The organism is Aliivibrio sp. EL58, from assembly GCF_900312675.1.
Taxonomy (GTDB): Bacteria; Pseudomonadota; Gammaproteobacteria; order Enterobacterales; family Vibrionaceae; genus Aliivibrio.
The window spans coordinates 761,765-775,035 of the sequence record NZ_OMPC01000009.1 but is presented as its reverse complement, the minus strand read 5'-3'; the positions used below and the strand labels follow the sequence as shown (position 1 = coordinate 775,035).

The window sequence follows — 13,271 nt, the reverse complement described above, 5'->3', positions numbered from 1 at the left end:
ATTATGTTGTATCTTTGTGATAAACTAACAAAGGAATGGAATTCATGTTTAAAATAACGTTAGCGCTATTAAGTGCTGTTATTGGCTTTAATGCTTCTGCCGCAGATGAGTTAGTAAAACCCCTTCAATTTGAAGAAATTACGAATAATGTTTTTTTGGTTAAATCGTATCGTGAATTTAAAAATTTACAGAACCCAGATAAGCCTATTTTAATGGACGCTAATTCATTGGTATATGTTGATGGGAAGGATGTATATTTAATTGATACACCATGGAATGCATCGAACATGCCTCAACTGATGACGTGGATTGAAAACAGAGGCTTAACGTTAAAGAAAACAGTATTTTCTCATTTTCATGAAGATCAAACTGGTGGTTTAGAATATCTGCAAGAACATAACTTTGAGACCTATGCGTCTACATTAACCAACACATTTTTGAAAGGTGATAATAAGAAAGCTACTAATCATCAATTTTCAGATGATAATTTTGTGCTATTAGAAAATAAGATTGAAGTTTTCTTTCCGGGAGCGGGTCACACGAAAGATAATGCAGTTGTATGGTTACCCAAAAAGCAAGTATTGCTTGGTGGCTGTTTAATGCGAGCGAATGAAGTTAATACGATTGGATGGACTGGTGACGCAGATAAGAAAGAATGGGCAAACTCAGTTCAGAAAGTATTAACAAAATACCCTGAAGCGCGATTTGTCGTTCCTGGACATGGTAACGTTGGTGAGGGAACTAGCATTATTAGCCACACTTTCGATATTGCTAAAAGTTTGTAAGTTGTCATAAAACATGAAAGCCCTGTTTAGTGTTCATTAAGCAGGGCTTTTTTATAAAGCGATATTTATTCTGAAGCGCTAAGCGATAGTGCACCGATAAAATCTATTTTACTCAACGGAACGCCTTCTTTACGCAGTAAGTTGTATAGCGTGGTTTGATGAAAATATAGGTTTGGTGTTGAGAATGAAGTAATAAAACCTTCAGCAGTAAATGGCATTGGTCGCTCTGGGTAGTGGAAAATAATGGTTTCCCCAGTCCGTGCGTTAATTTCGTTTACAGTGATAGCGTTTAACTCTTTTTGTGTGCTTTTTAGGACATCAATTAAACCATCAAAATCAATCTCCCCTAAAGGTGATGGAATATAAAAATTACCACTTAATGCTGCTTTTGTTGCTCCAAGCGTGTGATGACAAATGGCATTTACTTGGAATGAAAGAGGAAGCATATCGTCAACTAATTGAAGATCAACGATGTCATTTGTATTTCGATTTTGTGCCTCAAAATGCGCTTTTGCTTTAGTCATTAAATGAATGGCAACATTTAATGAATTAGAAAAAGGAGTAAGAGTGATATCAGAAAGCATAGTCATGAGAGTTCCTTTATTAATGACGAAAGTCAGTTCAATGTAGGTAAATAATAACTAATTTGCAAATGCAGTAGTAAATAGAGTCTTAACCATCACTCTGCTGGTAATGCTCTTGCTTCCTTAAGTTATGAAAAAGTTTCGCTTATGCGTGATCAATTAGCGATACGCTACTTGCTATGCTTGATGAGGAATAAAAACACATTCTAGATTGGACTGCTGAAAAATAGAATCCGCTAAGAGTAAAGTTATTTAAACTAGGATATTCGCTAATCGCTGATATTTTTAACTATTGAGTGTTTACTTTATAAATTATTACTTATATATTGATTTGGTTACCACGACAAACGACTAGGATACATTCATGCTTTCTTCTACAGCCCTACAATTTGCTGCTTTGTGCAAAACAATGCTCGGTGCTGTATCGTGTGTAACATCATCTATTATTGCTGTCATTCTAGTGATTATTAACTAGGCTGGCGGCACTTCCGTCAGCCAGGCTGATGGGAAACTGCTTTATTCTCTTCTTGTTTTTCTCAGCCAATCTGACGGTCCACAATAAAAGCTACTAGGGTTAAGCCCAATAGCAATAAGGACTATGACATTGAAAACACAAAATTTACTTGCTATCGGTTTAATGACTTTCGCCATGTTTCTTGGCGCCGGAAATATCATCTTTCCGCCTTTTTTAGGCCTTGAAGCAGGAACTCAATTTCTCCCAGCAATGCTTGGTTTTTTACTTACTGCTGTTGGACTCCCAGCGTTAACATTAATTGTTTTAGGGCGATTAAGTGATAGTGGCCAATTAACTCAAGCGTTACCTAAGCCATTGGCGGTTACTTTTTGGGTATTGCTTTTTATTGCAATAGGCCCAGCATTTGGAATGCCACGAGCAGTAACTGTTGCTTATGAAATGGGTATTAAGCCTTTCTTTATTGGTGACCACTTAATGCTTTTCTCTGCTTTATTTGTTGGTACAACATTATTGTTGGCTTTCCAAAGAGGCAAGTTGGTTGACTACATTGGAAAGGTGATGACGCCATTGCTTGTTCTTATGCTGGCTGCGTTAGCATTAGCTGCGATTATTACGCCGCTAGGAGTGCTTGGTGATCCGAGTATTGATTATCAACATAAAGCAGTGACAAGCGGTTTGATCCAAGGCTATATGACGATGGATGCGATTGCGGCTGTTGGATTTGGTTGGGTAATTATTAAAGCCATTCGTGATAAAGGCTGTGAGTCAGCGCAAGATGTTTTTCAAGCCACACTTAAAGTCACGTTAATTTATGCACTACTAATGTCTGCGTGCTACTTAGCAATGGCCTATGTTGGTGCAACATCAACCACTATTGCTGAAGGCGCAACCAATGGTGGTGAGTTATTAACGCGTTATGTTGCGGCGATATTCGGACCACTAGGGCAATACTTATTAGCGGGTATTATCATCATGGCGTGTTTAACGACAACGGTAGGGCTGACGAATGCATGTGCTGAATACAGTCAACAAACATTTCGTATTCCGTTTGCAATTAGTGCAACTGTTGTGACAGTGATGACAGGCATTGTTGCCAATTTTGGTTTAGAGCAAATTCTAGCCATCAGCCTACCTGCCATACTTATACTGTGCCCAGTGGCGATTGCTTTAGTATTAGCTGCGTGGTTTTTACCTACGACGAAACACAACACTATTTCATACGTTAGTGTTGTGATGATTAGCGTTGTATTTGGTGGATTAGATGCATTGCATATCTTGGGCTTATTACCTGAATCTTTATCAACACCTTTAACTCGTTACGTCCCTTTATTTTCGGCTCATGCGAGTTGGTTCTTACCTGTTGTGCTAGCAGTATTTATTAGCTTACTGTTAAACCGACAATCAAGAGTGGTTAAAGATTAAGCAGAAGTGTAGATAGGTCTATGATTCAACAGATCCCTGTAATTTAATTTCAGGGGTCATGAACACAAAATGTATTTAATTGGCTAATTAATTATATTACTCGTTGTTTTGGTTAAGATTTCGTGACTTCCTGCTGGTTGTTGTAAATGCACTTATTATCTTAATTGTTATTATTAACAATAGAGTCTAGTCCTGTGATATTTCATTTATTTATAAAGGTTTATTTGCTTTTAAAAATGGAATTTAAGGAGGATACTCATTCTATTAAATGGCTTTTGCCATCAAAAAATATTGAGTGAAAGAGAGCGGTATGACAACAATAAAGAAAGGGTTACGTGCGGTTGCCGTATTGGAAGCAAGTAAGGGGATTGTATCTCTGTTAGTTGCTTTTGGGGTACATGCTTTAGCGGGTCATAATTTACGCCATTTAGCTGAGTTAATAGTGAGTCGTTTGCACTTAAATCCGGCGAGTCATTTATCTAGTGTATTTATTAATGCTGCGAGTGGATTAACTGATGCCAAAATCCTGTTTTTTACCATTGGTGCAGTGGTGTATTCAATCATTAGACTGGTTGAAGCTTATGGATTATGGCGAGCACAAGTGTGGACAGAATGGTTTGCTTTGGTGAGTGGAGCAATCTATATCCCGTTTGAGCTGTATGAAATTATTTTCCGCACAAGTATTCTTAGTATCGGTGCATTCATTATTAATATTGTGATTGTGGGATATATGGCTTATGTGATCTTTGATAAGAAGAAAGTCGCGCCAATAGCTTGATCGTTAATTTACCTTCAAATACGCACTGAAAGAGTTTTGTCATAAATACAAAAAAATCCCCTTACTCTTAAAAAGTAAGGGGATTTATCTATTCGCCAACTAATGATTGTGATTATTAGAATTTGTAAGTTGCGCCAGCGTAAAAAGTACCAATGTTCATTGCATAATCGTCTGAGTAGCTGTATGAATTATTTCCTTGATATACATTTTCTTCAATGAAAAGATCGCCTTCATAAGCCACACGGAAAGCTAAACCACCTAAGGCTTTTGGTGCGTATTCAACACCTACACCGTAGTGGAAAGAAGTGTTGTTTTCACTAAGAGAGTGGCCTAATACGTCTGTTGATGACTCTAACGAACCTAAACCAACGATACCAAATGGACGCCAGCCGCTATCAAATGTGTAACCAAGGTTAGCTGCAAGGGAGATAGAAGAAGATTCAATATCGATACCTTTGAAACCACCCGCTTGAGCCACAGGATGGTTTACATTGATATCTCCGTATTTTGTATATTGAAGCTCTACAGCAACAATGCGATTAAATTGATAGCCACCCATAAACTTAAGAGTTGAATCATCAGCATTAATAGATGCACCCGTGTAATCAAATGCACCACCATCATCAAAAGTGGTAGTACCTAAACCTGCACCTAAGTAGAAGCCTGAGATGTTATCGTTGGCATGAGTAAATGCCGAAAATAGTACGAATAAAAGTGCAATTTTTTTCATGGGTTTCTCGTTAAATTGAATGTATAAAAGTTAAGCGAATTATAAGATACTGGGTAAGTTAAACTAAATGGAATTCACACATTTGATTTTTGTTTGATTTATATTTATTGATAACTAAATATGTTGAAAGGTTTGCTTGCATTAAGTCTTTGATTGTTTTGTTTTTTCTTTATTTTAAAGACAGTAAAAGTAGTGATGCGTTGATTTGTGTTGTTTATTAGGTAAACTTCTCTTTTTATAAATGAGCCATATGAAAGCTTTGTAAGGCTTGTTTTTTATTTTTATTAGTTCTCTTAAAAAGAATAAATAGACTCTTTGTATCGCTATAAGGCTTAAATGCAGAAAATAATTATCGCCAATTTGATTTTAGATCCTGAAACTAGGACGTTAATCAATCAGGTTGGAGAGGCAATCATATTAAGGCCATTACCTTACAATGTACTTGTGCTACTGCTTGATAGAAAAGAGCAGAGTGTCTCGCGAGATCAACTTTTTGATGGGTGTTGGGAAGGTGCAGTCGTTACTGATCAAGCATTAACCAATGTTATTTCAGGTTTAAGACGAAATTTTGTCCAATTAAAAGCCGTAGGTATTGAGATAAAGACAGTGAGTAAAATAGGATATTTACTCACTATTGATGCTGAGTATCCTGTTGTCGCTCATCAAGAACCATTAAATTCTCTTCTTTCAAAAAAAGCTGACTTAAACCAAATATCAGAGTTACTTTCAAATAATGAGAGTAAAAAAGAAGTACCAAAACAGGCTTTAATTCGTCAGGGTATCCTCGTAAAGCCATCAATAGCTTCAGTGCTTGTTGCATTATGTCTAGTGGTTACTATTGCTGTCGTATATTGGAATCAAACACGATTATCTCTCCCTCACTTTTTAATGAAAGACAACTATCAGCATTTTGATATTAATAATACTGATTACTACTTACTGAATAAGACCCGAAAGCAGTTGGATGTTGATTTGATTCAATCGCAACTTGAATCTATGGAGTTAGCGGAGTGTAATGCTGAAGTTTATATCAGAATTTATGATTCAGCCTATGAAGATGATACGTACTCTTTACGAGGTTTTATGCTATCTAAGAGTAGTAGTAGAAATGGTAATTATGCATTAAGCCAATTTTCGCATCAGGATTTACCGAAGATTATGGCAAACGCGCTAACAAGAGCAAAACTAATATGCGATTAGTTAATTTTTTATTGATATTGGCCCTTATTGGTTTTATTGCTTACCAATGGATATTTAATACAACAGAACTTTCAGGTTCTCGTTGGAGCTGTAATGAGCTTTCTAGTAACTTTATCTCCGAACCATATAAAAAATACCAAGAGATAGGTGAACGAGACATACTTTATTTTGCATCTTCATCTAACTTAACTATTTTTCAAACTGGTGAGCTAGTTTTTAAAAATGGTAGCCGTGAAAAATATGAAGTCATTATGGATGTGAGCTATAAAGTAAAAAAGAACAAGTTATCTTTATTATATAAAAATATTGATTGGCATAAAAAACCAGAAAATGCACCTGTGTTTGTTAAGGATACAGAGTCATTAGAAGGGTTTGAATCAGATATTAAGTTCATTATTGATGATGAACAGCTTTATTTTTATAATCGGAAAAAGAATGAAGACAACAATTTTATCTGTTTCGCTGTCTAGCTTCATTTAGCTAATCTCCTTATCCTAGTGATAAAAATAATAAAGATATTATGATAACAAAGGTAGCTAGCTTGTTACCTGTTTGTAGTAATTAACTCCATAAATAATAGATAGTTATAGATATTTGTTTTATTTTTTATAAATTTGAATGATGTGTGATCTGTCGCTATTTATTGAATTTATAAGATGATTATTATCCTCTCGATTTTTGGAGTTTAAATTACTGACACCATACGCAGTAATTTAAAAAATAGTTATATAAAAGCTATCATCAGGGAGATTGATATGTTTTTAATCGAGTTTTTAATTGTACTTGTTTGTATTTTAGTTGGTGCCCGAATTGGTGGTATCGGTTTAGGTGTTATGGGCGGTATTGGTCTAGCCATACTGAGTTTTGTTTTTGGTTTACAACCGACAAGCCCACCTATTGATGTAATGTTGATGATCATGGCCGTTGTTGCAGCAGCAGCAGCAATGCAAGCGGCTGGCGGTCTTGAATATTTAATCAAAATTGCTTCAAATATTCTTCGTAAAAACCCACGTCATATTACTTTCATTGCTCCTTTAGTGACGTATATGTTCACCTTCTTAGCAGGTACTGGACATGTTGCTTATTCTGTACTACCTGTAATTGCAGAAGTAAGTCGTCGTAGTGGTGTTCGCCCTGAGCGTCCATTAGGTATGGCGGTTATCGCGTCGCAATTTGCGATCGTAGCAAGTCCAATTGCTGCAGCTGTTGTTGCTTTGGTTGCTTTTTTAGAGCCTCAAGGCATTACACTAGCAAACGTATTGATGATAACAATCCCTGGTACTTTTTGTGGTTTAGCGGTTGCTTGCGTTATCGTAAACAAGATCGGTAAAGACTTAAAAGACGATCCTGAATACCAACGTTGTATGGAAGATCCTAAGTTCCGTAGCGAGATGGAAAAAGAAGTTAAAGTTGAAGAGATTGAGATTAAACCGGGCGCTAAAAAAGCAGTAGGTCTATTCTTGTTCGGCGCAATTGTGGTGGTTGTTATGGGTGCATTCCCATCGCTGCGTCCTAACTTCAATGGTTCACCAATGGGAATGGCGCACACAATTGAAATCGTCATGTTAGCAATGGCTGCATTGATTATTCTATTATGTAAGCCTGATGGTAACGAGATCACTCAAGGTTCAGTGTTCCATGCTGGTATGCGTGCCATCGTCGCTATCTTTGGTATTGCATGGTTAGGCGACACATTTATTGCTGGTCATTATGAAATGGTTAAAGAGGCGGTTTCAGGTTTAGTTGAAGTGGCGCCATGGACTTTCGCTTTTGCACTGTTTGGTTTATCTGTCATGGTAAACAGCCAAGGAGCAACAACAGCAGTATTAGTGCCTGTTGGTATCACACTAGGTCTTCCACCTGAAGTGATTATCGCGACATTTGTTGCTGTAAATGGTTACTTCTTTATTCCAAACTACGGTCCAATCATTGCTTCTATTGACTTTGACCGCACAGGTACGACTAAGATTGGTAAATACATATTCAACCACAGCTTTATGATCCCAGGTCTGTTAAGCATGGTATTTAGTATTATCTTTGGTTTCATCTTTGCAAGTATGGTTTTATAGCTGGTATGTAAATGATGATGTGTATGAGCATCGAATAAAAGAAAAGCGATCAGTAAATACTGGTCGTTTTTTTATAATGATTTTGTAGTTAACGTAGATAACTGGAATATAGTCAAAAGCTTAACTAACCTTAGATAAAAGGATGGGTAACAAAAATAGACAAGGAGTCTGGATGACTAATACGTATAAACGTTTTCAGCGATATATTTCTCCTTTTATTTTTGTTTTACTCTTTTGTATTAACCTTTCCCTTTGGTTACGTGGATTATCTTCTAATCCGATAGTAAATTCATTGTCTATACTTTTCATTTCAATGTTGTGGCCATTATTCTTTTTTACTCAAAAATCGGTAGTAGTAAAAAGGGTAGTCATTTTTAATTTATTAATATTTACGGTTGGACTCTATTCGTATCAACGTTTTTTTGATGCAGAAACTGAATTAACAACCTTTACAGTACTTTCCTGTTTTTGGCTCATTACGTTAATTAGCCTACTTGAACTAAAAAAAGTAGAGAGAACAAAGGTTATTCGATGGGGATTCTATGTTCTAGTAGGGGCTTTTTGGTTAGTGACTTTTGGTTTGTTTTTTACTTATAAAACTTATGGGGATCTTGATAAAGGCTTTATTTTTGCTCTTATGCAAACGAACCCAAATGAGTCATTAGAATATTTTTTAGATGTTCTCTGGAATTGGCAGTTAATAGGTTATGTCTCATTGTTTATTGGCGGGTTCTTTTTTTATTTGAAAGTGGCATCTAAGTCGTACCGTTCATCACAGATTCCCTATGTTCTTCTTGTTATTTCTTTTCTATTTTTAGGCATTTCATCTCAAAATGAATCATCGTTTGGAGGTGTGAAGCGTGCATATGGTTACGTAAAAGAGTATCAGTATGAATTAAGCCAACTCCAAAAGGTTATCTCAGAACGGCAATTGCTTAATCACAAATATTCTGCAGTGGCAACCTCAGAAGGGAAGTTGCATATTATGGTGATTGGGGAGTCTTTAGCTAAATCTCATCTATCCAGTTACGGCTATCATGTCACGACAACGCCGTGGATCGATGCGAGTGATAAAATTCTATTTACCAATGCTTACTCTAATCATACGCACACGATGGAATCTTTATCTCTCGCCTTAACTCAAAGTAATCAATATAACGACCTTCCGTATTATGAGAGCGTATCCTTAATATCATTACTTAATCAGGCTAAATTTCAAACTGCATGGCTTAGCAATCAAGTATCCGCAAGTGAGTGGGATAATTTAGTATCGGCCTTAGCTTATGAAAGCTCTTATGTTCGCTTTATTAATAATAACATTGGGAAATCGGATAGGACTAATAAGTTGGATAAAGCCTTAATTGGTGAGTTATCTCAGTATCTTGCAACGATAGATAAGACAAAAAACCATTTTATAGTTTTACACATGATGGGGAGTCATATTAGCTATTGTGACCGAGTGAAAGGCGAGAATATTGAGTTACCAGAGAACGACTTTTATACGACTTCAGATAAAGATTTGCGTTGTTATGACCAGACAGTAAAAAGTACAGATAACTTCTTAAATCAAATTCTTAATTTAGTTAAAGAAGAAAAGGGCTTTTCAAGCTTGACCTACTTTTCTGACCACGGTGAAGATGTGAAAAATGGGTTGGGGCATGATGCAAAACAATTTACAGAGGCAATGAGTGAAATTCCTTTTTTAATTTGGACTGGAAAAGGGTTAAACAATAAAACACGTGAGCAGTTAATGAGTAATAGGCATAAAATATTTACTAATGACCTAATATTCGACACGATGATTGGGCTTATTGGTATTGAAAATAATGTGTATCAACCAGAATTTGATATGAGTTCAGAGCATTATTATTTACCGAAAGAGATAGCGGCAACATTGCATAACAAAGTGCTTATTTCTCGGTTGCCGGGACAAAAGAAATAACGGAGGTAAGTCTACCTCTATCCTCTATAGAGATAAAAATATCTGTAAATAGCCGTGAAACCTCACAACCACAGCTACCTTGATTTATTTATTAGTATTGTTACCAATTCAACTTTGTGGAAACAGCCGTTTCTTATTTGACATTTTTAACACTTATGTCACATTTCGGGATCTAATCAGTTGGACTTTTTTGTCATGACGAGTACGGTATTATTGCTTGAAAATTAATCTATTATAAACGGGTTTATCTAGGGCTAATATCTAGATAAAGCCTAATAATCAAGGAGATGATTGTGCTTAAACGTAATTTACTATTGGCTTTAATGCTTATATTGCCATCAGCGGTAAACGCTGAAAACTACTCAATTGGTACCGGTGGACAAAGTGGGATTTATTATCCATTTGGTGGTGCACTAGCGAAAGTATGGTCAGAGCATGTGCCAGATGTGAATGCCAAAGCGGAAGTGACAGCGGCTTCAGTAGAGAACACAATTAAAGTGGTTCGTGGTGATATGATCGCAGGTATCGCAATGGGGAATGTGGTGCTTGATGCTTATGAAGGGGAAGGTAAATTCCCAACAAAAATGCCTGTAAATACACTTTTTGCACTGTATCCAAACCTAGTGCATACCTTAACTCTTGAAAAATCAGGCATTACGTCATTATCACAACTAAAAGGCAAACGAGTTTCTTTAGGCGCACCAGCAAGTGGTACCGCCGTGACGTCAGCAGCTTTGCTCGAATCACTCGGTATTGATGTAAAAAAAGACATTGATGCAGTGTACTTAAATTATTCTGAAACCACGAACGCATTGGCTAATGGTCAAATTGATGCAGGCTTTATTGTTGGTGGACAAGGAGTAGGGGCGGTTACACAAATCGCGCTAACACATAAAATTAAAGTGCTTTCAATTACACCAGAAGAAAGTGCAATGTTTATGAAAAAATACCCAGCATACAGCAGTTATGATATTCCTGCGGACGTATACAACAACGTTGGTGAAGTATCGACATTAAGCGTTTGGAACGTATTAGTGGTAAATGCAAAAATGAGTGATGACATGGCCTACAACTTAACGAAAGCCGCGTATGAAAATATGGGTGATGTTCGTAAAGTAGTAAAAATGGCAGAGATGACAACACCAAAAAATGCAGACCGTTTACAAGGTGTCCCTCTTCATCCTGGTGCTCAAAAATACCTTGATTCAATCATGAAATAATAAGCACCAAATACACGTAAAACGAAAGGGTAAGTGTCTTGCTTACCTTTTCTTCTTTTCTGACTTTATCCAAAGGCATTAATATGGATATTATGACCGATAAAAACCAACCTGATATAGAGCATTTACCTCATGAAAGAACAGTAAATCTATTTGGGTATCTTATTTTAGGTATTGCCGTTGCATTATCTGTTTTTCAAATTTGGCAAGGAATAAGCTCAACCATTTCTGCGACGTACTTTAGACCAATCCATCTCTGTTGGGTTCTTATTCTTATTTTCTTACATTACCCATTGATAACAAATAGAAAGAGCTCATTTTATCTTGCAGGACGAGTCATTGATCTTGCGTTATGTGGCTTGATTGTTTTTGCAGCTTATCGCATGTCGATATTTGATTATAACGACATAAATCATCTGTTTTATGGCTTACAGTTACCCGATATGATCGCAGGTTGCTCATTACTTTTACTATTAATGGAGGGGTGCCGTAGAACGGTCGGCTGGGTAATGGTCCTTATCGCAGTACTATTCTTATCCTACAGTGCATTTGGTGATTTATTACCGAGTGGCTTTGCTATTAAGTCGTACTCTCTGCAAGAACTGATTCAATTTCAAATATTTTCGGCTAACGGTGTTTTTGGTTCTGCATTAGGTATCGCGGCAACAACGGTTTTTATCTTTGTTTTATTTGGGGCATTCTTAGAGGTCACAGGTGCAGGGAAATTCTTTATTGATTTAGCATTCTCTATTGCCGGTAAATATCGTGGTGGTCCAGCGAAAGCGGCAGTATTGGCCTCGGCAGGGTTAGGTTCAATTTCAGGATCAGCAATAGCAAATACCGTAACTACAGGTTCAATCACCATACCTATGATGAAAAAGCTGGGTTATAAACCAGAACAAGCCGCAGGGATTGAAGCGGCGGCCTCAACTGGTGGGCAGATAATGCCACCAATTATGGGGGCGGGTGCGTTTGTAATGGCGCAGTTTACCGGTGTGCCTTACAGCGAGATCATGCTTGCTTCTATCGCGCCTGCGATTTTGTATTTCTTCTGTACCTTGTTATACGTACATTTAATGGCGTGTAAGCTTGATCTTAAAGCGGTAAGTCGAACAGAAGCTGTTATTAGTGTGATGAAAGATGGCGCGCATCACTTAATTCCACTAGCGCTAATCACTACCTTATTAATGATGGCATATTCTCCATTATTAGTGGGTGTTGCAGGTTGTGCTGCGATTTTAGTGACGGCAGCGCTGCGAAAACACAGCCGAATTGGCTTGAAAAAATTCATTGAAGGCATGAAAAACGGTGCCTTAATGGCATTACCAATTTCCGCAGCGTGTGGTGCTGCGGGTATTATAGTTGGTGTGGTTGGACAAACGGGGATAGGCTTACAATTCACTCAATTTGTGATGGATTTCTCTGGTGGCTACATGCTAATTGCTTTGGGTTTAATAAGCCTTGTGGCTTTAGTGTTAGGTATGGGGCTTCCTGTTACTGCGGCATATATTGTATTAGCAGTAATGGCAGTGCCAATGTTAAGTGATTTTGGTTTACCATTATTAACAGCACACCTCATCGTTTTTTGGCTATCGCAAACCTCAAACGTAACCCCTCCGATTGCTTTAGCTGCCTTTGCTGGTGCAGGTGTTGCAAATGCCAATCCAATGAAATCCTCTGTTGAGGCATTTAAATTGGCCGGTGGTTTATTCATTATTCCAATTATGATGGCGTATACCGATCTTGTTAATTCAGATGCTGGAGTCGTTGATTTAACCTTTTCAATCATTCAGACGTTAACCATTATTATGGCTATTGCGGTTGCTATTGAAGGGTATTTATTACGCCCATTAACTGGGGTTGAAAGGTTATTGGCATTTTTTACCATACCACTAATTATGCTGAATCCTTTTGGCGTCGGTTTCTTAGGTATTGTAATTATGCTTGGTTTGATTTTAGTTCAGTGGCGTGGGCAAGCTCAAACAAGTTAATTTTCATGAGTATGAGAAGAAGCCCTTAGAAATAAGATCCTAAGGGCTTTTTTATGACTCATCGAAGACTCGCGT

General features: G+C 37.2%; 11 protein-coding genes. 9 read left to right on the top strand and 2 right to left on the bottom strand.

Annotation, left to right across the window (positions count from 1 at the left end; translation table 11 throughout):
- The first annotated feature begins 44 nt into the window (after positions 1-44).
- Positions 45-785 carry an ALI family subclass B1 metallo-beta-lactamase gene (gene blaALI, locus ED622_RS14405; RefSeq protein WP_254052636.1) on the top strand — a complete coding sequence of 247 codons (741 nt, stop codon included), beginning with the start codon at positions 45-47 and terminating at the stop codon, positions 783-785.
- Positions 786-850: 65 nt separating this feature from the next.
- Here blaALI and ED622_RS14400 read toward each other — a convergent pair whose 3' ends face one another.
- On the bottom strand, positions 851-1,375 hold the full coding sequence (locus ED622_RS14400) for a DUF1993 domain-containing protein (RefSeq protein ID WP_122035183.1): 525 nt from the start codon (positions 1,373-1,375) through the stop codon (positions 851-853).
- 598 nt (positions 1,376-1,973) lie between these two features.
- On the opposite strand from ED622_RS14400, the gene brnQ reads away from it, so the two are divergent.
- Positions 1,974-3,266: a branched-chain amino acid transport system II carrier protein gene (brnQ, locus tag ED622_RS14395; protein WP_122036125.1), complete on the top strand. Its 1,293-nt coding sequence runs from the start codon at positions 1,974-1,976 to the stop codon at positions 3,264-3,266.
- A 310-nt stretch (positions 3,267-3,576) separates the two neighbouring features.
- Positions 3,577-4,044, top strand: coding sequence for a DUF2127 domain-containing protein (locus ED622_RS14390; protein WP_122035181.1), 468 nt, complete (start codon positions 3,577-3,579; stop codon positions 4,042-4,044).
- Positions 4,045-4,159: 115 nt separating this feature from the next.
- On the opposite strand, the gene ED622_RS14385 is transcribed toward ED622_RS14390, so the two are convergent.
- Complete coding sequence (locus ED622_RS14385) at positions 4,160-4,774, bottom strand: porin family protein (protein WP_122035179.1); 615 nt, start codon at positions 4,772-4,774, stop codon at positions 4,160-4,162.
- A gap of 336 nt (positions 4,775-5,110) precedes the next feature.
- Here ED622_RS14385 and ED622_RS14380 point away from each other — a divergent pair, with 336 nt between their 5' ends.
- The 6 genes from ED622_RS14380 to ED622_RS14355 all read left to right on the top strand — a co-directional run bounded on the left by ED622_RS14380 (position 5,111) and on the right by ED622_RS14355 (position 13,196).
- A complete protein-coding gene (locus ED622_RS14380) occupies positions 5,111-5,974 on the top strand; it encodes a winged helix-turn-helix domain-containing protein (RefSeq protein ID WP_122035177.1) in 864 nt (287 codons plus the stop codon).
- Complete coding sequence (locus ED622_RS14375) at positions 5,965-6,444, top strand: hypothetical protein (RefSeq protein ID WP_122035175.1); 480 nt, start codon at positions 5,965-5,967, stop codon at positions 6,442-6,444. The genes ED622_RS14380 and ED622_RS14375 overlap by 10 nt, the downstream gene beginning before the upstream one ends.
- A gap of 285 nt (positions 6,445-6,729) precedes the next feature.
- Positions 6,730-8,043: an anaerobic C4-dicarboxylate transporter family protein gene (locus ED622_RS14370; protein WP_122035173.1), complete on the top strand. Its 1,314-nt coding sequence runs from the start codon at positions 6,730-6,732 to the stop codon at positions 8,041-8,043.
- Positions 8,044-8,215: 172 nt separating this feature from the next.
- Complete coding sequence (locus ED622_RS14365; protein ID WP_162922528.1) at positions 8,216-9,985, top strand: phosphoethanolamine transferase; 1,770 nt, start codon at positions 8,216-8,218, stop codon at positions 9,983-9,985.
- Positions 9,986-10,272: 287 nt separating this feature from the next.
- On the top strand, positions 10,273-11,205 hold the full coding sequence (locus ED622_RS14360) for a TAXI family TRAP transporter solute-binding subunit (protein ID WP_122035169.1): 933 nt from the start codon (positions 10,273-10,275) through the stop codon (positions 11,203-11,205).
- 83 nt (positions 11,206-11,288) lie between these two features.
- Positions 11,289-13,196 (top strand): TRAP transporter fused permease subunit, encoded by a 1,908-nt coding sequence (locus ED622_RS14355; protein ID WP_122035167.1) that lies wholly within the window; start codon positions 11,289-11,291, stop codon positions 13,194-13,196.
- Positions 13,197-13,271 lie beyond the last annotated feature (75 nt).